The organism is Pseudoalteromonas sp. SWXJZ94C (assembly GCF_015864385.1).
GTDB lineage: Bacteria > Pseudomonadota > Gammaproteobacteria > Enterobacterales > Alteromonadaceae > Pseudoalteromonas.
The window spans coordinates 1-22,697 of sequence record NZ_JADYXF010000015.1; the positions used below are offsets into that span (position 1 = coordinate 1).

A 22,697-nucleotide genomic window follows, 5' to 3' on the forward strand; every position below is an offset into this window, starting at 1 on the left:
CAGGTTCAATTCCAAAGAAATTAAGGGCAATGCGAGAACGAGTGAAACGTTATATTCTTCCAGAAAAAAGAAAACGGCCCAAAAGTAGGACCGTTCGGATTTCAAAAACTCGGTACACCATTAAGTCAAAGCATGCTTAACTGAATGGTGTTAACTGTAAAGTGGCTTTTTATTATCAAATCCAAGTCTAAATTAACCCAATCAAAATTAATTAAAACTTAAGTTGTTAGAGGGGTATTTATATATCTTTATTGACTACCCATCGCTAGTCACTACCCACATAAACAGGACCTATTTAAAAACCCAACATATTGCTACAAATTGAACCTCGAAAGACAAAACAACCCTCAAGTTATAGGTTTACATTCATTTTTAAATTATCCTTTACTCATTTCAACTCTATTTTTTGTATAATTTTTTTGCCTCGCTTAAAAGTAAGAAAGTGCTCTGTGTGTGTCTTTCAAGATAGATTGGCGTTATAAAGCATGCTAAATTAGCTGAAATTTATAAATGGAGAAAACAGTTGGGATTTTTATACGAATACGGTTTGTTCTTAGCTAAAACGCTTACTTTTGTCATTGCTATAGCGACTATTTTAATTTTAGTAGTAGGCGCTGCTGTTAAACCAAAAGCTAAAAAAGGTGAGATACAGATAGACGATATATCTAAGCAATTAAAAGATATTAAAGAAAGTTTTTTACTAAGTACCTTGGGTAAAAAAGAGCTCAAAGAACATCAAAAACAGTTAAAAGCACAAAGTAAAAAAACTGAAAAAGATGAACCTAAATCTCGATTATATGTAATTGATTTTATTGGCAGTATGGATGCTCATGAAGTAGAGAGCTTGAGAGAAGAAATTACGGCTATCATTTCAATAGCAGATCCTAGTAAAGATAAAGTACTCATTCGCTTAGAAAGTGGCGGTGGTGTAGTGCATGGATATGGTCTTGCAGCTTCTCAATTACAGCGTATTAAAAATGCTGGCATACCTTTGAGTGTATCAATAGATAAAGTGGCTGCAAGTGGCGGTTATATGATGGCGTGTGTTGCTGATGAAATACTAGCCGCACCTTTTGCTATTGTAGGCTCTATTGGTGTTATTGCTCAAATACCTAACTTTAATAAAATATTAAAGAAAAACGATGTGGAATTTGAACAAATAACTGCGGGTGAGTTTAAACGAACTCTTACTTTATTTGGTGAGAACACAGATAAAGCACGCGAAAAGTTTCGTGAAGAAATTGAGCAAACGCATGACTTATTTAAAACATTTGTGAGCAGTCAACGTCCTAGTTTAGATATTGATTTAGTAGCAACTGGTGAGCATTGGTTTGCAACTCAAGCGATTGAAAAAGGTTTAGTTGATATTATTAAAACGAGTGATGATGCTTTATTAGAGCAGCAACATGAGCGTCAAATTTATAAAATCAAATACAAAGTTAAAAAGGGACTAAGTGATAAATTAGCACTTGGTTTAAGCAGTGGAGTAAATAAAGTAGGTATTAGTTTACTTTCTAAGTTTAAAGCGCTTAATCCTTAACCCTTAATTTTTGACATAAAAAAACCTTGATGCTAACCATCAAGGTTTTTTTGTAACTAAAAAGAGAAGGTAGTTAGTCGAGTGACTTGTGGTAGTCTTCTAAATCTTTAGCTGCGTTAGGGTCGTTAAATACAGTTTCATCTAATTCCCCTTCAGACTTCGCTACAACACATGTAACCATACAATCACCAGTAATATTGACTGCTGTACGGGTCATATCAAGTAGTCTATCTACACCTATTATTATAGAGATACCTTCAACCGGTAAACCAACCTGATTAAGTACCATTGCGAGCATAATTAAACCAACTCCCGGTACTCCTGCGGTACCTACTGAGGCTAGTGTTGCTGTTAAAATTACCGTCAGATAGTCAGTCACACTAAGATCAATTCCATACACTTGGGCAATAAATACGGTAGCAACACCTTGCATAATAGCGGTGCCATCCATATTAATAGTTGCTCCCAAAGGGATGGTGAATGATGCTACAGAATTACTCGCACCTAATTTTTTAGTCGCTGTTTCGAGTGTAATAGGCATAGTGGCGCTGGAGCTTGATGTGCTAAAACCAAATAAACAGGCATGCTTCATCTTAGTTAAAAACTTTACAGGGCTTAGACCTGTAAATATTTTTAATAAAATACTGTAGTTAACAAACGCATGGATAAATAACGCAGCAACAACGACTAAAAAATACTGGATAAGCTTCACAATCAATTCAATCTCAATTGTAGTGAATAACTTAGCCATTAAGAAAAACACACCGTACGGTGCAATATTCATTAATAGAGTAACTAACTTTAAGATTACAGTATTCAAGTCTTCAAAAACTGCAGCTATGCGATTACCCGCTTTACCACTAAGCGCCATAGCTACACCAAATAAAAGTGCAAAAACAATTACTTGTAACATATTTCCTTTAGCCATAGCTTCAAATGGGTTAGTCGGAAACATAGCAATAATGACACTTGCGAGAGAAGGGGCTACTTTTTCGTCATAAACATTGTTTGTAGGTAATGGCACACCGTCACCAGGGCTAAACAATAACGCTAAACTTATTGCAACGGTAATCGCAATTGCTGTTGTTATTAAATACAAACCAATAGATTTACCACCTAAACGACCTAGTTTTTTTGGGTCGCTAAGACTACATGTACCGCAAACAAGTGAAACAAAAACAAGCGGCACAACTAACATTTTTAAACTATTGATAAATATTTCACCACCTACATGGAAAATACCATCTACAAAAAAGGCTTTAATTGGCAAAGAGAATAACCCAAGTGGAATTAGATAATCGTCTTCACCAGCTAAAATAGCCTGAAATATAGAGCCTACTAAAATACCTAGCACCATACCTATCATGATGCGAGTAGTTAAACCCATTGAACTAATTTTAGACATATACCTTAATCTGCTTTTATAATTTTTCCATAGACTACCAGTCTGGAAATATTTATACAGAAAAAGTTAGCATTTATTTAAAATTATTTTATAGAAAAAAGTAACAAAAAACTGAGATTTTAGACTAAGTTATAGGTTAATATTAGGTAAATAACGTTTGGTTAATAATAACAACACTAGGGAGAGGTTAATGCCTTTAACGCGACTGCTCAGTATTTCATTACTTAGTTTTTTACTCACAGCTTGTGGCGGCGGGGGGTCAATTGAAAAAGATGGCACCATTGGCGGCGATACAGGTACGGATACAGATGTTAGTACTTCTATTACTTTAGAGCTTACACTCGTTGATCAATTTGGATTGGTATTTACCGATTCGAATCCTGTAAGTAAAGATAATAAAGGGGTTGTGACTGCAACTCTAACAAGCGATGGTGAACCTTTAACGTCACAGTTAGTTACTTTTACAACTGAATTTACAGGTAAAATAACGCCTGAATTAGGTACTGCGCTTACAAATGAAACAGGGCAGGCTGTTGTTAGTTTAAGCAGCGGTGATTTTAAAGGTGCAGGAGAAATCACTGCTACTTATATTGGTGATGATTCAACTGTTATAAAAACTCTAGGTTTTATATCAAACGGTGACGACGCCTCAACTGAAGAAGCTGTCGTGGATGTAGATATTAAATTGCTCCAAGGTTGTGCTGATGGTTGGGATAATGACAGAAACCTTGTATCACTTGAGCAAACTTACTCTGCTTCTGGTTGTACTGTTGTTAATCAATTCTCTTCAGACGAATTAATTGATGTGCTAGTTAAAGTGACAGACACGAGCTCTGGTGATGGTTTCGTTGGTATTATTAGTGAAATTTCTACAGACTTAGGCAGTTTATTACCTGTATCTGGTAAAGCTTTAACAGATAACTTTGGTTTTGCAATACTTAAACTTCAACCTGGTGCTAACAGCGGTGCTGGCGAAATTACAGCAACATCTAAGCTAACATCTAGCCAAAAAGCATTTGAAATTTCTACAGCAGAGTTACAAGTTAACATCAGCAATGGTTTATTCAATGTATTAGATGCTAATGGGAATCCAATCGCCGGTGAGTATCAGCCTTTAGCTGCAGGCGCAACTACTGTAATTACAGTTGAAATACTAGACAGTAACTCTGAGCTTGTTGTATCAGCTTTAGACGTTGAATTTACTTCTAATTGTACACAAGCTGGTTTATCTGTAATGGATGCCACAGCAAAAAGCATAAGCGGTATAGCGACTGCAACATACCGTACAGATGGTTGTAGTGCATCATTGGGCGATACTGTTACTGCAACAGTATTAACGGGTGGTACACCGGTTATTAAATCTATAAATATTCCGGTATCAATTGCCGAAGTTGAATCAATAGAATTTATAGATGCAACACAAAATGTTATTGCACTTAAAGGGACTGGCGGTCAAACCCGCTCTGAAACGTCTGAAATTACCTTTAAATTAAAAGATAAAATTGGTAAATCTGTTGTTAGTAGCAGAATGGATTTTCGTTTAAGTTCGACTAATGGCGGAATAAGCTTATCGCACTCGAGTGTGTTTACAGATGCTGAAGGTTTAGCGCGTGTACAAGTAAATGCAGGCTTTGTTCCAATGGCTGTTCGAGTACAAGCTTGTTACATTCCTGAAAGTCAAATTCCTGAAAATCAAAATGATGATGTTACTTGTTGGCAAGATGTTTATTTAGAGTGTCAAAAAGATGCAGCAGATAGAAGTGACAATGTATCGTGTCCTGTAGGGGAACTTTCTTTAGTATCACTTGATGAGCAAGTCATTACGGTTTCTGATTTAGTATCGATTAGCTCAGGTCTTCCTGACGGTAACAGTTTTACTGCAGGTGCAGAGACGATTAATATTGAAGCACTTGACTATATTGGTGATATTAATGAGATTTCAGTTTACTTAGCTGATCACTTTAATAATCCTGTGCCAGATGGAACAGCTGTTTATTTGACTACTGAGGGTGGTACTGTTGGTACTTTAGATGGTACGGCATTTAATGCACAGCTTGAATGTAATACTGTTGATGGTGCATGTAATGCACAATGGCGTAATCAAAATCCTAAACCATTTACTGAAGCTAAGTGGGGTAACCAAATTGATTCCATAAACCCTAAAACAAACCTAATAAATTGTGACTTGTATTTCAACACCGCAGCACCTTGTATTAATGGGATTCTTAGCGCAGCAGACGATGTTGTTAACGGTGTACCTTTAGGAGGTCGTGTAACGGTGCTTGCTACTGCCAAAGGCCAAGAGTCATTTATTGATATAAATGGCAATGGGCGCTTTGACACCAATGAATACTACAGTGGCTATGACTTACCTGAAGCGTTTGTAGATCATAATGAAAATGGGTTTTATGATGGTTTAGCGGGTATTTATGATCCAGTTACAGCAACCGTTACTAAAGACGCTAGCTTTTGCCAAGAAGGCAGTTTGACTGACCCTTGTAGTCCTACAAATACGAATGGTGGTCACTTTGAAGAGAACTTTGATATTGACTTGAATGGTATGCATACTTTAGCTGATGGCAAGTACAATGGCCTATTGTGTACAGAAGCGGCAACTAATCCTCCAGCAAATGCAACATTTGCAAGTTTATGTACAAAAGACTTGATTGATATTAGAGAGTCATTTCAAATCATACTCTCAGGCAGTACGGTCTATAGTCGTTTTGTGGTTACTAAACAGGAACTTACTAATAAATTCCCTAATACTTCTACTCTAAATATAGAAAGCTGTAACGATGTTATAAGCGTTGCTACAGATGAAGATGGAGTCAGTACTGAAACATTAATTTTAGGATTAGAGCCTTCTGATACAGATGATTTTTGTGACGTTAACTTAATCGATATAAGTTCAGGTGTTGGGTCTAATGCTTTAGATAGCTTAACATTCGGTATTTATTACTCTGATAGATATAACAATCCAATTCCATCGGGGACAACGTTATCTATGTCGACGGCTAATGGTAAATTTGATGGGCGTAGTGACTATACTATGCTTGAAACTAGTTCTACTCGTGCTCTTTATGAGGAGTTAACGATTAGTCGTGAGACAGATCCAAACGATGCAAATACAGGTTTGTTAAGCGTTATATTCGAAACGCCTAAAGGGGTTCAGACTTCTGCAACAATAACTATTAGAGATGATGGTTAAGGTTTTTTGTTGTAATATTTTAAAAAATGCCAACCTTTAGGTTGGCATTTTTGTTTCTGTTCTATATATTCCACATCAATTATTCTAAAAACACTTGTTTGGCTAAATTAGCAACAAAAATTGTTCGTTTATTCAGTAAATACTGAAAAGTTTGAATTAAAAGCTTGTAACAACTAGTGTTTGTAGATATACCTATAAATATTCGCGCCGCTTATGTCGGCAAAACACATTTTTAATATTTGGTTAGAAATAGGCAACTATGGGCAAATCGCTAGTAATTGTAGAGTCACCTGCTAAGGCTAAAACAATTAATAAATATTTAGGTAATGACTTCATCGTAAAGTCCAGTATTGGACATGTACGAGATTTACCTACTTCAGGTTCGAGCAAAAACAAAGTGCCGGCAACTAAAACGCCTGCAGAAGTTCGTAAAATGGAACCTGAAGAAAAAGCAGCGTATAAAAAGCAACGAGATTATACCAATTTAGTCGCGAGAATGGGTATCGACCCTAATCAAGGCTGGGATCCGCATTACGAAATACTGCCAGGTAAAGAAAAAGTTGTTCAAGAATTGCAAAAATTGGCAGAAAATGCAGACCAAATATATCTCGCAACGGATTTGGATAGAGAAGGGGAAGCAATAGCTTGGCACCTTCAAGAAATCATTGGTGGAGAGCCTGAAAAGTATAAGCGTGTAGTTTTCAACGAAATTACTAAAAATGCTATACAGCAAGCATTCGAAACACCCGGTGAGCTAAATACCGATATGGTGTTTGCTCAACAAACACGACGCTTTTTAGACCGTGTTGTTGGTTTTATGGTATCGCCATTACTGTGGGCAAAGGTAGCGCGTGGACTTTCTGCAGGTCGAGTTCAATCGGTAGCTGTGCGTTTATTGGTTGAACGTGAGCGCGAAATTAAAGCTTTTATCCCAGAAGAGTTCTGGGATATTCATGCTGATGTTAAAAATACCGAGTCAGAGTTACGCTTAGAAGTAACCAAACAAGCTGACAAGCCATTTAAGCCAGTAAATGAAGCTCAGGCTAGTGCAGCGGTAAAAAGCCTTGAGAATGCAGAATACAAAGTTATAAGCGTTGAAGAAAAACCAAGTAAAAGTCGCCCAAGTGCACCTTTAATTACTTCAACCATGCAACAAGCAGCGAGCACGCGTTTAGGTTATGGCGTTAAAAAAACCATGATGTTAGCTCAGCGTTTGTATGAAGGTGGCTATATTACTTATATGCGTACTGACTCAACTAATCTGTCAAAAGATGCCGTTGCTATGTGTCGCGAATATGTAACAGAGCAATTTGGTGAAAATTACTTACCTAAAGATCCAATTAGTTATAGTTCTAAAGGTAATGCCCAAGAGGCGCATGAAGCTATTCGCCCATCTAGTGTTTCCGTGCTTTCTGGTCACATTGAAGGCGTAGATGCGGATGCTAAAAAGTTATACGAGCTTATTTGGCGCCAGTTTGTAGCGTGTCAAATGGTTCCTGCTGAATACGATTTAACAACATTAACTGTTGCGGCTAACGACTTTCAGCTTAAAGCGAAAGGACGTGTACTTCGTTTTGATGGTTGGACTAAAGTTCAGCCGGCAGTTCGCAAAAAGAACGAAGAAGATCAATCACTACCACCTGTTACATTAGGTGAGACATTGACGCTTGTAGAGCTAGACCCTAAACAACACTTTACCAAGCCGCCTGCGCGCTTTAGTGAAGCGAGTTTAGTAAAAGAGCTTGAAAAACGTGGTATTGGTCGTCCTTCAACGTATGCATCTATTATTTCTACCATTCAAGACCGTGGGTATGTGCGTGTAGAAAACCGACGTTTTTTTGCCGAAAAAATGGGTGAAATTGTTACTGACCGTTTAGTTGAGAACTTCACTGATTTAATGAACTTTGATTTTACAGCTAAGATGGAAGGTCGCTTAGATGACATCGCCGAAGGTGAGCGTGTTTGGACTGAAGTACTTGATAAGTTTTATGCTGATTTTTCAACACAACTAAATGTCGCTAAAGACGAACCAGATCAAGGCGGCATGCGTCTTAATGAAATGGTTGAAACAGACATTGAATGCCCTACATGTAGTCGTAAAATGGGTATTCGTACCGCATCTACGGGTGTGTTTTTAGGTTGTACAGGTTATAACCTGCCGCCTAAAGAGCGTTGCACGACAACAATGAACTTAGTATCGGGCGACGAAGCAGTTGCAGCTGATGTTGAAGATGTTGAAACCGAAATATTAATGCAAATGAAGCGTTGTCCAATTTGTGAAACAGCAATGGATTCCTACCTAATTGACGAAACGCGTAAACTACATGTATGTGGTAATAATCCAGCATGTAAAGGTCACGTTGTCGAAGAGGGCACCTTTAAAATTAAAGGTTACGATGGGCCAATTATCGAATGTGATAAATGTGGCGCTGATATGGAATTAAAGTCTGGTCGCTTTGGTAAATACTTTGGCTGTAATAACGACGAGTGTAAAAACACTCGTAAGTTACTCAAAAGTGGTGAAGCAGCTCCACCAAAAGAAGATCCAGTTCACATTACAGAATTAGAATGTGAGAAATCAGATGCGTATTTTGTATTACGTGATGGTGCTGCAGGTATATTCTTAGCCGCTAATACTTTTCCTAAATCACGTGAAACTCGTGCACCTAAAGTTGAAGAGTTGAAGCGTTTTAGAGAGCGTATATCGTCTAAGTTTTATTACTTAGCAGACGCGCCAGTAAAAGACCCTGATGGTAACCTTGCTGTTGTTCGTTATAGCCGTAAAAATAAGTCTCAATATGTAATGACTGAAGTTGACGGTAAAGCAACGGGCTGGACTGCACACTATGAAGCAGGTAAATGGGTAGAAGAGGCGAAGAAAAAAGCGGCGCCTAAAAAGAAAGCAGCTGCTAAAAAAGCCCCCGCTAAAGCAAAACCTAAGGCGAAAGCTAAAGCTAAAAAAGAAGATGAATAAGCAGGTAACTGCCTATTTATAACTTTTTATAAGTTATAAAAAAACCGGAACGCACATCTTGTGTCGATTCCGGTTTTTTTGTATCTATTCTATATGTACTTCGCAATGGCTTTGTTAGCCGTACATACAAATATAATTAAATTTTTACAGAAGATACTTTTTTATAGCCTTCTGATTCAAGCTCATCATTTACGCACTTTAATACATATGCATTTAGCTCTTGGTTGCTTACGTCGTCATCTTTAGCCCAGTTAACACACATTTCTGTGTATTCTTTTATTGTTTCGGCTGAAGCGTTTGTTGCATCGTCTGCTACTGCATAAGTTGCAGATACTGCAAATAAAGGTGCTACGATTAATGCTAGCAATGCTTTGTTCATTCGTTTATTCCTAAAAAAATGTTGTGACGACCGAATTACGCTGTTTAAGTTGGAGCGTAAAACAATAGTGCCCAATACAGAACCGTTCTGTTGGTATGCTGATTTTTAAACGAATTTGAAATAAAAGATAACGAAATATTTTTATCGTGAAGATGAGTAATTTACTTACCTGTATTCTCACACTATTGTGTAAAAATGGTTTATAAGCTAAGGTCGCTTTTTTAAACGAGAAGATGAACCAATGTCATCACCCATACCGAATAAAACCCCTCGCCAAGCTAATAAAATAGAGCATGCATTAGAGTCGTTTATTTTTAAAGGACGATGGCTTCTTGCTCCATTTTTTGTTGGTTTATTATTTGCAATTATTCTATTGTTAATAAAGTTTTTTAAACAACTTTATTTGATGGGCATCGCGACATTTACAGCAACAAATCAAGAATTACTCGTTGGTATTTTAACTTTAGTTGACACTGCATTATTAGCAGGGTTGCTACTTATTATTATATTTAGTGGTTACGAAAATTTTGTTTCTAAACTTAATGTGGATAACCACGAAGACAAACCATCTTGGATGGGGAAAGTTGGATTTTCAGGACTGAAAATGAAACTGATAAGCGCTATAGTGGCTATTTCAGCTGTTGAGTTATTAAAAGTATTTATAAACTCTGGGGCACTTTCAAGTGATGAGCTACTTTGGAAAGTTATTATCCATGTTACATTTGTTATGTCTGGCGTTTTATTTGCGTTAACTGACTATTTAAATAGTAAAACTCAAAGTCATTAAAATTATAAACAATAACTAAAAGCCCAAGTAATTTACTTAGGCTTTTAGAGGGTGCTGCTCTTTCAGGAATGTAATTTGTTCAATCTAGGGCGCGATTTTATCGCGGCATGTGGTTTGTAACCTAGTGAGCCCGATAACTGCCCCTGAGTTATCCTATTGGCTTACATGCATGAACGAATAAGTAAACACCGTAAATTTCCTCGTCTTGCTCACGCACTTTACTTACATTTTTGTAGGTAATAAAGAGTCAACCCCTTTAAGTCGAGGCCAAGAGGAGAGCATGTTTGGTATTAATCCCGCGTTATCGCCTAATAATGGGAATCTCCCTACCTTGCCTAAATACCATACAAGCAGCTGAAAATTCAACCTCGAAAGATAAACATACCCTAGTTTTAGCTAGTAATTTTAAAGTGGAACCTTAATCTATTGAAGCTATTAACATTGCGAGTAAAAGCATGCATAAGGCTCAAAAGTGATTTGATTATTACTAAATTTAGCATTGTGATGGCTAAGCTCGGTGTGTTCTTTAGTAATTGATAATGCCATATTAATTACTAATTGTTGGGAGCTAAGATTAAACATACAAAGCATTTTTTGTGCACCAAGTGTTCTATAAAAAGCAAGTATGGGTTCTGGCGTATCAATAAATTCAATATCACCTTCGATTAATGTAGGTTGTTTTTTTCGCCATATCATAAACTCGCGGTATGCATTCAGAATTGAATTACTGTCGGTTGTTTGAAGTGCTACAGATTGGTGCTTATGCGCGTCATCTATTGGTAACCAAGGCTTTGTTTCACTAAATCCGGCATATTGCGTGTCTATTTGCTCCCAAGGCATCGGTGTTCTACAGCCATCACGACCTTTAAAGCTGGGCCAAAAAGTTATTCCGTATGGGTCTTGTAAATCATCAAAGGCAACATTTGCTTCACCTAGACCTAGCTCTTCTCCTTGATACATACAGACGCTGCCACGTAGAGAAGCAAGTAGGGCGGTTAACATTTTACATTGCTTAGGGTTAATTTCGTCGTTTTCACTCCAGCGGCTTGCCACACGTTCTACATCGTGGTTACTAAAAGCCCAACACGGCCAGCCCTCAAGCATATGCTGTTCTAGGGTTTGAACCGTACTTCTAATGTACTCACTTGAGCAATCATTTGTTAAAAGTTCAAAACTGTAACCCATATGAAGTTTATCACCGCCTTGCGTATATTCGGCCATCGTGGCTAATGAATCCTCTGATGATATTTCGCCTAACGATACCGTACCAGGGTATTTATTAAGTAATGAACGAATATCTTGCATAAACTCAATATTTTCTGGCTGAGTATTATTGTGATAATGATACTGAAATGCATATGGGTTATCTTCGCTAAAACCTCGACCTTGGCGTTTTTCTTTTGGTTTTGCCGGATTATCGCGAAGTTGTGCGTCGTGGTAGCAAAAATTAATGGCGTCAAGTCTAAATCCATCCACTCCTTTTTTAAGCCAAAATTCTACATTATCAAGTACAGCTTGCCTAACATCCCGGTTGTGGAAATTAAGATCTGGTTGCTCGGTTAAAAAATTATGTAAATAGTATTGCCCGCGCCGAGGCTCCCATTGCCAAGCTCCACCACCAAAAATAGAAAGCCAATTATTTGGAGCTGTTCCATCTTCTTTAGCATCGGCCCATACATACCAATCAGCTTTATCGTTTGTTAAATTATTACGGCTATCTAAAAACCATTGATGTTGATCAGATGTATGGCTTAATACCTGATCAATAATTATTTTAATATTACGATCATGTGCCTGGCTTATAAGCTCATCAAAATCGTTTAAATCGCCAAATAACGGGTCAATATCGCGATAATCGCTAATATCGTAGCCAAAATCCTTCATTGGTGATTTAAAAAATGGTGAAATCCAAATAGCATCAACGCCTAAGCTTTTAATGTAATCAATACGATTAATTATCCCTTTTAAATCTCCAATACCATCGTTGTTGCTATCTTGAAAGCTACGCGGATAAACCTGATAAATAACCGCACCTTTGTACCACTGCTTTTGGACCATGCTTTTTTCCATCATTCCACACCGTATTTGTTTATTTTCTTGTGATTATGGATTAATCACCTTATTTGCAAAAAGCATACGTGAAGCTTGTGAAACTGTAAAAAGCCTGCATACGTATGCATTAAAATAAATACAATAAAATGATTAAAAATAAATACTTAGAACATCTTTATGATAATTAATTAATTCGATAATAGTTTACCAATTTAAAGTTTCAGTATTTCATTGCTAAAAAAAGAACATAACAGATTGTAATAAAAGGGGAATATATTTGAAGCTTTACACAAAATGGTCTGACCAATTAAGCATCTAGTTTATTTGGAATGTCTTACATTTAAAATAGTAGCGTTAGTTCATTTCATTTTGTTTACATATGAGCAAGTGAGCTATAAATATTATAATGAAGTAATTTAATCAGTGGTTGCTAATGCTTAGTTAAAATTAATTTTAAAAGCAATAAAATCAGTTGCTTAATTATAATTTTTTGATGTCAACGTTAATGTGAAAGCATGCTATTACTGTTGAATACGTATGCATAAATTTGTTAATAAAATAAACAAGGCGTTAATATTCATCCTGACAACAAAATTAACTCGCCTTGTTTGGCTATCACTCAAACATTAATCGCGAGTATCACAATATGGGTAACGGGAAAACATTATGTCTATGTTCAAACCAAGTATATTAACTTTGGCATTAACAGCTGCAGGCTTATCATGCTTTGCTACACAAGCTGCTCAAGAAGATACAATAAAAAAAGATGAATTAGAGGTTATTGAAGTTAAAGGCTTTCGTGGCAGTGTAGTTGAATCAATCAACACTAAACGCTTTTCTACACAAGTTGTTGAGTCTATATCAGCTGAAGATATTGGTAAACTACCAGACTCTTCGATTGCAGAGTCTATTGCGCGTTTACCTGGTTTAACAGCTCAGCGCCTTGATGGTCGAGCGAGCCGAGTAACGATTCGTGGTTTTGGCGAAAACGAAAGTGGCACTACATTTAACGGTCGCGAACAGGTATCGATTAGTGATAACCGTGGTGTTGAGTTCGATCTTTACCCATCAGAAATAATGAGTGGCGTAACTGTTTATAAAACGCCAAGCGCAAATATAGACGCTGAAGGTATTGCTGGTGTTATTAACATGCAAACAGTTAAACCTTTAAGTAAAGGTGAGCGTGTTATACAGGTTAATGGCCAATATGAGCAAACTAGTTTTGAAAAACTAAACCCCGATGGTAACGATGATGGTTTCCGTGGCACCATTTCTTATATCGATCAGTTTGCTGACGATACCATTGGTGTAGCAATTGCTTTAAATACGATGAGCTCTCCAAATCAAGAAAAACGCTGGAACTCATGGGGGTACCCAGAGTTTACAAATAACGGAAATGATTATTCAATATTAGGTGGTGCAAAACCTTACGTGCGTTCATCCACACTTGAACGTGACTCTGCAATGCTTGTATTAGAAGCAGCCCCTAACGATAAGCTACATATGACGTTTGATGCATTATATGTAGATTTCACTGATGAAAAAATACTTCGAGGTATAGAGATCCCATTTGCTTGGGGACAAGGTGTCATTGATCCTACAAGTATTGAAGTTGATGAAGCATCTGGCTTTATTACAAGCGCGACCTCACAAGGGCAGCGTGTTGTTGTTCGTAATGATTATGAAGAACGTAAAGCTGAGTTAACTGCATTTGGCTTTAATACTAAATATGATATTGATGATTCATGGTCTATAGAATTTGATGCAAGCTACTCACAAGTAGATCGTAAAATTTGGAGTATTGAGAGTTATTCAGGTACAGGACGTGGTGACTCACGTGGTGTTGCTGATAACTTAGGTTATATATTTAACGGCGGTAATACAGGGGCTACATTTTCACATGAACTTGATTACAGTGATTATAGCTTAATTCAGTTAGGTGGTCCGCTTTCGTGGGGTGCAAGTTCTGCACTTAATGATAAATACGGTATAACGGGTACTGAGTACGAAAATCAAGCGCAAGATGGTTTTATCAACGCGCCTACAATTGATGATGAACTAACAACGCTCAAATTTGCCGCATCTAAAGTACTTGAAAATGATTACTTAAGTTCGATTGAATTTGGCTTATCGTATCGTGAACGTGAAAAATCTAAGAGCTCTGAAGGTTACTTTATGACGCTATCTGGTTTCTCCCTAAACAATCCGGGTATGCTTGGCGTACCTGAACAATACCGTAATGGCAGTGTTGATTTAGGCTTTATTGGCATGGGCGCTATGATTGCTTATGACACCAATGGTCTTGTTGATGACGGTTACTACGATTTACTCGCAGAGAGCTTTACTAACCCAAGCCATGCAACTAAATCTTGGACAGTTAAAGAAGAAGTTACCTCAGCTTTTATTCAAGCAAATATAAATGCAGAAGTTAATGGGTTAGCGCTGACAGGTAATGTAGGCGTTCGTTATATTCAAAGTGAGCAATCGTCGCAAGGTAATGCGTTTGGTTCTGTTAATGGTTTAGTTTTAACATCACCAACAGATATTAGTCACGATTACTCAAATGTATTGCCTAGCTTAAACTTGTCATTAGCACTTGATGATCAGCAAACAGTTCGTTTTGGTGCAGCTAAAACTATTTCTCGCCCACGGTTAGATGAAATGAATGCGTCAGTTAACGCTTCATATAACCAAACACCAGACGAGAATGGTAACTACTGGTCTGTATCGGGGGGAAATCCAGAGCTTGAAGCGAAAGAAGCGACAGGTTACGACCTTACTTACGAAAACTATTTTAGTGATGAAGGCTACTTCTCAACTGCATTTTTCTATAAAGATTTAACACAGTGGATTTTTGACGGCACGTATGAAATTGACATGACGGGTGTTGAAGACCCTTCAACAGGTCAGTTACCAGCAACTTCAGCGGGTACTGGTAGCGGTAAAGTAAACGGTGGCGGAGGGGATCTTTGGGGCTATGAGTTATCGCTTGCGTTACCTTTTAAAATATTTCACCCGTCACTTGAAGGGTTCGGCATTATTGCTAGTCATACTGGTATAGAGTCAGATATTGAAGATCAAAACGGCAATGAATATGAGCTACCTGGGCTTTCAGATAAAATTCAAAGCTTAACTGTTTACTATGAAATGCATGGTCTGCAATTACGTACGAGTATGCGTAAACGTAGTGCGTTTAAAGGCGATGTGTATGGTCTTGGTTTTAATACTGATCAAGTTGATATTTTAGGTGAAACAATTTGGGACGTTCAAGCCGGTTATGATTTCAGCGAAGCTGGTATTACAAGCCTTGAAGGTTTATCTGTGCACTTCCAAGTACAAAATTTAACGGAAGAACCATTTACGTCGCTTTCTGGAGACAATGCTCTACAAGTTCGTGATTACCAAGATTATGGACGTACCTACTTATTGGGCTTTAGTTACAAGCTTTAATAAAATTGTGTATATAAGCTCTTGTAAATTACTACAAGGGCTTTCTTATCGTTACTTTACCTAACCGATTAATCATATTCGATTTAATAAAAACGTGGATAATAATATGAAACCAGTAAAACACGTCGTAATAGCCGGTGGTGGTACTGCAGGTTGGATAACTGCAGCATTGCTTAATAAAGTGTTAGGGAAAGTAATTAATATCACATTAATAGAATCATCTGCTATTGGTACTGTGGGTGTGGGGGAAGCGACTATCCCTCCTATTTTGCAACTTAATAATGCACTAGGTATTAACGAGCAAGAGTTTATAAACGCGACTAACGCGACAATTAAACTAGGTATTGAGTTTGAAAACTGGGAAAAAACATCGCACAGTTATATGCATGCTTTTGGTGCAATTGGAAAAGACTTCCCGTTTTGTGACTTCTATAATTTTTGGCTAAAAGGGCAAATACAGGGCAGTAAAGATGAACTCTGGGATTTTTCATTAAATTATCAGGCGGCAAAAAATCATAAATTTTCCCCTATTAACAGTATTCCTAATACACAATTGCCAGGCATTAGTTATGCGTATCATTTTGATGCAACCCTGTATGCTGAGTTTTTAAAACGTCTTGCTATAAAGCGCGGTGTAAATCATATAGATGCCAAAATAGGTAATATCACACAATGCCCAACAACAGGTAATGTAAAAGCAATCAGACTTGATGATAGCAAGCAAATAACAGGGGATTTATTTATAGATTGCACAGGGTTGTGCGCACTATTAATTGGGCAAACGCTAAATACAGGGTTTATTGATTGGTCACATTATTTACCGTGCGACAGGGCAGTTGCGGTGCAAACAAAATCAAACGACGAGTTAAAACCTTATACCCGCTCAATTGCGCATAATTCAGGCTGGCAGTGGCAAATTCCGTTGCAAAGTCGAATAGGCAACGGCTTAGTATATTGCAGTCGTTATTTATCTGATGATGATGCAAAGCAGTTGTTACTTAATAACTTACCAAGTGACCCAATAACAGAGCCTCGATTAATTAAATTCAAAACAGGACGTCGAATCAAACAATGGCACAAAAATGTAGTTGCGATTGGTTTATCGAGTGGCTTTTTAGAACCACTGGAATCTACAAGCATTCATTTAATTCAAACCGCAGTTACACGGCTCATTAAATTATTTCCGCATGATGAAATAAGTGATGTATTAGTGGATGAATTTAATAAACAAAGTGTGGCTGAAATAGAGCATATTCGCGATTTTATTATATTGCATTACAAACTAACTAAGCGGGAAGATTCTCTATTTTGGCGACAATGCATGCAAATGAGTGTCCCGGACTCATTGACCCATAAACTTAATTTATTCAAGCAAACCGGTAAGATAATACGCGAAAACGATGAGTTATTTGCTGAAATTGCATGGCAACAAGTGATGATTGGGCAAGGCTTAATACCTAGTGATTATTGCACTATTGTTGACTCCCTAACGGAAGAGCAGTTAATTGATTTATTCATTAACTTAAAAACCTTAATAAATTCGACCGTTGAAAAACTTTCGACTCACAAAGAGTTTATAAGCAGTATTAAAAGGGCATGATAATGAGACTTATAAAACAAATACTTTTACTGTTTTTATGTACTCTATCGAGCACTTCTTATGGACTGAGTGTCGAGCCATCGAATTGGTGGGTGGGCATGAAAAAAAACACAATAACTTTAATGTTACATGAGCCAAATATTGCAAATACCCAGTTTAAGCTTTTACCTTATAAAGAGGTTGAATTAACCAAAATTACGCGTACCAGAAATCCTAATTACATATTTTTACATGTAACCATAAGCGATAAAGCCCAAACGGGTTCTTTAAAATTTAATAGTCGTAATAATAATTTCAGTTTTCCCTTGTTGGATAGAAAAAAGCACAGTGCTGAGCGTCGAGGTTTTAGCAGCGCAGATACACTTTATTTAATTAACCCAGATCGTTTTGCTAATGGTGACAAAAAAAATGACACTGTGAACGGTATGTTGGAAGCGATAAATCCAACATTTAAAGGGGGGCGACATGGTGGTGACATTCAGGGTGTTATTAACGCGTTACCATATTTAAAGGATTTAGGCGTTACACAGTTATGGTTAACTCCTGTGCTAGAAAATAATATGCCCGATTACTCCTATCATGGTTATGCTATTACCGACTTTTATAAAGTGGACCCGCGCATGGGTTCAAACTCACTTTATAAGTCACTTTCTGCAAAGGCTAAAGAACAAGGGATTGGTCTTGTTATGGACATGGTGCTAAATCATATTGGCTCCAGACACAAATGGATGAGAGATAAACCAACACAAAATTGGATTAATTTTGGTGGTGAATTTAATAATGGTAAAAATGCGACAAGCCATGCTCGTCAAACAATCCAAGACCCACACGCAAGCGATTATGATAAACGCCAGTTTAACGATGGTTGGTTTGTAGCAAGCATGCCTGATTTAAATCAACGGCAGCCACTTTTAAGTGAATATTTAATTCAAAATGCTATTTGGTGGATTGAATACGCTGATCTAAGCGGTATTCGAGTCGATACATATTCATATTCCGACAATGTATTTTTAAGTGATTGGACTAAAGCCATTATGAACGAGTATCCACACTTTAATATTGTAGGTGAAGAGTGGACATCAAACCCAGCGATTGCCTCTTACTGGCAACGCGGGAAAGTAAACCAAAACGGGTATACGTCAAGCTTGCCGAGTGTTATGGATTTTTCATTGCAGGAGGCGTTAATACAGGGACTTAATGAACAAGAAAGCTGGAGCACTGGCTGGATTAAAGTATATCAATCTCTTGCAAACGACTTTTTATACCCAGATACAAATAACATTATGGTATTTGCTGACAACCACGATATGAGTCGTGTTTACACTGAACTTAAACAAGACTTAGCCAAAGCAAAAATAGCAATGACCATGCTATTGACGACACGCGGGATCCCACAAATTTACTACGGTACAGAGATACTGCTCGATAACAGACTGAGCAAAGATCATGGGGATATACGCATAGATTTCCTAGGTGGGTTTGAAAATCAGCAAGCCAATGTATTTACAGGTCAAGGGTTAACAGCTGATCAGCAAAGTATGCATAGCATGATGTCTACACTACTCAATTTTAGAAAAACCAGCCCAGCGATCATTCATGGTAAATTGATACACTTTAGCCCAAAAAATGGCGTATATAGTTATGCACGACTTAGTGATGAGCAAGTTATTTTAGTATTTTTAAATAAAAATACTGAAGCGGTTAACCAAAACCTTGATTACATGAATGAAGTTTTACCAATAAATGCAGAAGCTAAAAATATACTTAGCAACGAAATGCACATACTCAAAAGCAAAATCACACTAAAGCCAATGAGCGCTACCGTATTGGTGATTAACAAATAATGAATTACCCCGTGAATACGTATGCAGCCACTGTATGGTGGCTGCTGTTATCTTTAGTATAAAGCTATCACTGATATATAAATGACACACACAATGAAAAAAACAATGTATGCCCTCCTATTGCTCTGCAGTGCACTTTTAATAAATGCATGTACTGATGATGGAAAAAAAACGCAAGCACACGTTATTGTGCCAAAGAAAAATGAGCTAACCAAGCCTGTTGTTTATCAGGTTTTTACGCGTCTATTTGGTAATGTGAACACTGAAAATAAGCCTTGGGGAACGATAGAGCAAAATGGAATAGGTAAATTTGCTGACTTTAACGATGCTGCACTTAAAGGCATAAAAGAGCTAGGGACAACTCATATTTGGTACACCGGTGTATTACACCACGCTCTTGTGGGTGATTATACTCAATACGGTATAACACAAGACGACCCCGATGTTGTAAAAGGTCGGGCTGGTTCGCCATATGCAATTAAAGATTACTATGATGTAAATCCTGATTTAGCAATAGATGTTGTCAATAGACTCGATGAATTTAGTGCACTAATTGAGCGTACTCATAATCACGGTATGAAAGTTGTTATTGATATCGTGCCAAACCATGTTGCTCGAAATTATCATTCTGTTGCAAAACCTAAAGGTGTTAAAGATTTTGGTGAGCAAGATGATACCAGCAAAGTGTATGATAAAAATAATAATTTTTATTATGTACCTGATCAGTCTTTTCAGGTTCCTTCATCGGCGTCTTACCAGGTATTAGGTGGTAACAGTCATCCGTTAGCAGATGGTTTTTTTGACGAAACACCCGCCAAATGGACTGGTAATGGTGCTCGCTCTCCAAAACCAGATATGAATGATTGGTATGAAACAGTTAAAATTAACTATGGAGTAAAGCCGGATGGCAGCTATGATTTCCCGACATTACCTAAAGAACTAGAAAACCAAGATTACCGTGCTCATTATGCATTTTGGCAAAATAAAGAATTGCCTAATAGTTGGTATAAATTTAGAGATATCATTCTTTATTGGCTAGAAAAAGGTGTTGATGGCTTTAGGTATGATATGGCTGAGATGGTGCCTGTAGAATTTTGGAGTTTTTTAAACTCATCTATAAAAATGCAAAAACCTGATGCATTTTTACTTGCCGAAGTTTATAACCCTCAGATGTACCGCCCCTATATTTACCAAGGTAAAATGGACTACCTATACGATAAAGTTGGTTTTTACGATACGTTAAAAGCAATTATGCAAAATAGGCAGCCCGCAAAGACTATTTTTGATGCGCACACACAAGTTGCCGATATTGAACAGCATATGCTGCACTTTTTAGAGAACCATGACGAACAACGTATTGCGAGCCCTGACTTTGCAGGAAAAGCAATTTGGGGTAAACCTGCAATGGTGGTTTCAAACCTTATTAGTCGTGCACCAACCCTATTATATTTTGGTCAAGAAGTAGGTGAAGATGGCTCTGAAAATGCAGGTTTTGGCTCATCAACCCGCACCAGTATTTTTGACTACATTGGTGTACCTGCACATCAAGCATGGATGAATAATGGCAAATTTGATGGCGCTAATCTAACCCCTGAACAGTCAAGCCTTCGCCAATATTACAAATCAATTATGGCGTTAAATAGCATTCCCGCTGTTGTTGGCGGCGATATGCATAAATTAAGCGTGGTAGGAAGTGAAGCCGTGGTTGCTTTTGTACGTTCAATAGGTCATCAATCAATTTTTGTGATTAGTAACTTCAGCGAACAAACGCAAAGCATAACGGTGACTTTAAATAAAAATCAAATAAGTAAATTAAATACAACAGATGCTTTGCACGATTTACTTGAGGATCATAATGATATTTGGATAACAAAAAATGCTAATGGCGCTTCATTCACTCTCATTCTAAATGCACTTAGTAGCGCGGTATTAACAAAGAAGGCAAATGATGAATAACAATAATAATACTCATAACAGCAATAAACCAAATCTAAACTTTTGGCAGATATGGAATATGTGCTTTGGCTTTTTAGGTATTCAATTTGGTTTTGCGCTTCAAAACGGTAATGTGAGCCGTATTTTTCAAACCCTTGGTGCGCAAGTCGACGATATTCCTATTTTATGGGTTGCAGCACCGCTAACTGGTTTAATCGTGCAACCAATAATTGGTTATTGGAGTGATAAAACATGGGGACGTTTTGGTCGTCGTCGTCCATTTTTATTTTTAGGTGCAGTGCTAACAACTATTGCACTATTTATTATGCCGCATTCGCCAACACTTTGGATAGCCGCTGGTATGTTGTGGATTATGGATGCGTCTATCAACGTTACTATGGAACCATTTAGAGCACTCGTAGGGGATAACTTACCAGAAAAGCAACGTGCGACAGGTTATGGTTTGCAAAGTTTTTTTATTGGTATTGGTGCTGTTTTAGCGTCAGCGCTACCATGGATGATGACTAATTGGTTCGATGTTAGCAACACCACAGTCATCGGTGAGATACCAAATTCCGTTAAGTATTCATTTTATTGGGGAGGCGTTGTTCTATTAGCGGCAGTGCTATGGAGCGTTGCAACAACAAAAGAATATACCCCTGAGCAATTAAATAAATTTGAAGAGCAAAAAGGTCAGTATCAACCAATTGAAATTGCTGATATTAATTATAATAAAGGCGGCATTGTATTTATCGTATTAGGTTTTTCGATACTTGCGCTTGTTATGGGCTTGGCGCTTGAGAAAGAACTTTATTTATTAGCTGGTGGCTTACTTGTCTTTGGTATTGTGCAGTGGATTGCAGGTTTATTAAAAACTAAAAACCATACCCAAGGTGGCTTTTACCAAGTAGTACAAGATGTATTTACAATGCCAGCCGCCATGAAACAACTGGCTTGGGTACAATTTTTTAGTTGGTTTACTTTATTTGCTATGTGGATTTATACCACGTCGGCAGTGACTAGCTTTCATTATGGTAGTAGCGATACTACGTCAAAAGCGTTTAATGATGGCGCTGATTGGGTAGGTATTTTGTTTGCCGCTTATAATGGTTTTGCAGCAATTGCGGCTATGTGTATTCCATTTTTAGTTAGGTTGTTGGGGTTAAAAGGCGCGCATTGCTTAAATTTATTATTAGGTGCGTTGGGGCTTGCAAGCTTTATGTTTATAAGCTCTCCTCAAATGCTGCTTGTTCCTATGATTGGTGTTGGTTTTGCGTGGGCCTCTATTTTGTCACTGCCTTATGCAATGTTAAGTAACTCGTTGCCGAGTAACAAAATGGGCGTATACATGGGCATATTTAACTTCTTCATTGTTATTCCACAGCTACTTGCAGCCAGTATTTTAGGTCTTATTTTACGCCATGCGTTTTCTAATCAGCCTATTTATGCCTTGTTAATTGGTGCTGCGTCTTTTGTGTTGGCAGCAATTGCTGTTATGCGTGTTAAAAATTCTAATTAAGAGT

Annotated in this window: 12 protein-coding genes and 1 pseudogene; 10 read left to right on the top strand and 3 right to left on the bottom strand. The window is 37.5% G+C overall.

What is annotated here, in order from left to right; all coding sequences use genetic code 11:
- Both I6F65_RS08240 and sohB read left to right on the top strand, forming a co-directional pair.
- Positions 1-140, top strand: a pseudogene (locus I6F65_RS08240) (IS4 family transposase); the annotation flags it as partial.
- Positions 141-523: 383 nt separating this feature from the next.
- A complete protein-coding gene (gene sohB, locus I6F65_RS08245) occupies positions 524-1,540 on the top strand; it encodes a protease SohB (protein WP_166113357.1) in 1,017 nt (338 codons plus the stop codon).
- A 73-nt stretch (positions 1,541-1,613) separates the two neighbouring features.
- On the opposite strand, the gene I6F65_RS08250 is transcribed toward sohB, so the two are convergent.
- Positions 1,614-2,945, bottom strand: coding sequence for a dicarboxylate/amino acid:cation symporter (locus I6F65_RS08250; RefSeq protein ID WP_197112382.1), 1,332 nt, complete (start codon positions 2,943-2,945; stop codon positions 1,614-1,616).
- A gap of 190 nt (positions 2,946-3,135) precedes the next feature.
- Between I6F65_RS08250 and I6F65_RS08255 the strand changes: the two genes are divergently transcribed.
- Positions 3,136-6,153, top strand: a complete 3,018-nt coding sequence (locus tag I6F65_RS08255; protein ID WP_197112384.1) for a hypothetical protein — start codon at positions 3,136-3,138, stop codon at positions 6,151-6,153.
- Positions 6,154-6,412: 259 nt separating this feature from the next.
- Complete coding sequence (gene topA / locus I6F65_RS08260; protein ID WP_166113348.1) at positions 6,413-9,127, top strand: type I DNA topoisomerase; 2,715 nt, start codon at positions 6,413-6,415, stop codon at positions 9,125-9,127.
- A 136-nt stretch (positions 9,128-9,263) separates the two neighbouring features.
- On the opposite strand, the gene I6F65_RS08265 is transcribed toward topA, so the two are convergent.
- On the bottom strand, positions 9,264-9,506 hold the full coding sequence (locus I6F65_RS08265; RefSeq protein ID WP_024611338.1) for a hypothetical protein: 243 nt from the start codon (positions 9,504-9,506) through the stop codon (positions 9,264-9,266).
- A gap of 241 nt (positions 9,507-9,747) precedes the next feature.
- Between I6F65_RS08265 and I6F65_RS08270 the strand changes: the two genes are divergently transcribed.
- The gene (locus I6F65_RS08270) at positions 9,748-10,293 is read left to right on the top strand and encodes a TIGR00645 family protein (protein ID WP_024611337.1); all 546 of its coding nucleotides are present in this window, start codon (positions 9,748-9,750) and stop codon (positions 10,291-10,293) included.
- Between the two features lie 435 nt (positions 10,294-10,728).
- On the opposite strand, the gene I6F65_RS08275 is transcribed toward I6F65_RS08270, so the two are convergent.
- Positions 10,729-12,351 (bottom strand): alpha-glucosidase, encoded by a 1,623-nt coding sequence (locus I6F65_RS08275; protein ID WP_197112386.1) that lies wholly within the window; start codon positions 12,349-12,351, stop codon positions 10,729-10,731.
- Between the two features lie 660 nt (positions 12,352-13,011).
- Here I6F65_RS08275 and I6F65_RS08280 point away from each other — a divergent pair.
- The 5 genes from I6F65_RS08280 (at position 13,012) to I6F65_RS08300 (ending at position 22,693) form a co-directional block, all read left to right on the top strand.
- Positions 13,012-15,795 (top strand): TonB-dependent receptor, encoded by a 2,784-nt coding sequence (locus I6F65_RS08280; protein ID WP_197112388.1) that lies wholly within the window; start codon positions 13,012-13,014, stop codon positions 15,793-15,795.
- A 106-nt stretch (positions 15,796-15,901) separates the two neighbouring features.
- Positions 15,902-17,395: a tryptophan halogenase family protein gene (locus I6F65_RS08285; protein ID WP_197112390.1), complete on the top strand. Its 1,494-nt coding sequence runs from the start codon at positions 15,902-15,904 to the stop codon at positions 17,393-17,395.
- 2 nt (positions 17,396-17,397) lie between these two features.
- The gene (locus I6F65_RS08290; RefSeq protein WP_197112392.1) at positions 17,398-19,239 is read left to right on the top strand and encodes a glycoside hydrolase family 13 protein; all 1,842 of its coding nucleotides are present in this window, start codon (positions 17,398-17,400) and stop codon (positions 19,237-19,239) included.
- A gap of 93 nt (positions 19,240-19,332) precedes the next feature.
- Positions 19,333-21,195 (top strand): alpha-amylase family protein, encoded by a 1,863-nt coding sequence (locus I6F65_RS08295; RefSeq protein WP_197112394.1) that lies wholly within the window; start codon positions 19,333-19,335, stop codon positions 21,193-21,195.
- On the top strand, positions 21,188-22,693 hold the full coding sequence (locus I6F65_RS08300) for an MFS transporter (protein WP_197112459.1): 1,506 nt from the start codon (positions 21,188-21,190) through the stop codon (positions 22,691-22,693). Before I6F65_RS08295 ends, I6F65_RS08300 begins: the two co-directional genes overlap by 8 nt.
- The last annotated feature ends 4 nt before the right edge of the window (positions 22,694-22,697 follow it).

Bases quoted from the DNA above. Each gene is read 5' to 3' on its own strand.
- I6F65_RS08300 (WP_197112459.1), top strand. From the start codon at position 21,188: ATGAATAACAATAATAATACTCATAACAGCAATAAACCAAATCTAAAC.
- I6F65_RS08295 (WP_197112394.1), top strand. From the start codon at position 19,333: ATGAAAAAAACAATGTATGCCCTCCTATTGCTCTGCAGTGCACTTTTA.
- I6F65_RS08255 (WP_197112384.1), top strand. From the start codon at position 3,136: ATGCCTTTAACGCGACTGCTCAGTATTTCATTACTTAGTTTTTTACTC.
- I6F65_RS08275 (WP_197112386.1), bottom strand. From the start codon at position 12,351: ATGGTCCAAAAGCAGTGGTACAAAGGTGCGGTTATTTATCAGGTTTAT.
- I6F65_RS08270 (WP_024611337.1), top strand. From the start codon at position 9,748: ATGTCATCACCCATACCGAATAAAACCCCTCGCCAAGCTAATAAAATA.
- I6F65_RS08265 (WP_024611338.1), bottom strand. From the start codon at position 9,506: ATGAACAAAGCATTGCTAGCATTAATCGTAGCACCTTTATTTGCAGTA.
- I6F65_RS08290 (WP_197112392.1), top strand. From the start codon at position 17,398: ATGAGACTTATAAAACAAATACTTTTACTGTTTTTATGTACTCTATCG.
- I6F65_RS08280 (WP_197112388.1), top strand. From the start codon at position 13,012: ATGTCTATGTTCAAACCAAGTATATTAACTTTGGCATTAACAGCTGCA.
- topA (WP_166113348.1), top strand. From the start codon at position 6,413: ATGGGCAAATCGCTAGTAATTGTAGAGTCACCTGCTAAGGCTAAAACA.
- I6F65_RS08285 (WP_197112390.1), top strand. From the start codon at position 15,902: ATGAAACCAGTAAAACACGTCGTAATAGCCGGTGGTGGTACTGCAGGT.
- I6F65_RS08250 (WP_197112382.1), bottom strand. From the start codon at position 2,945: ATGTCTAAAATTAGTTCAATGGGTTTAACTACTCGCATCATGATAGGT.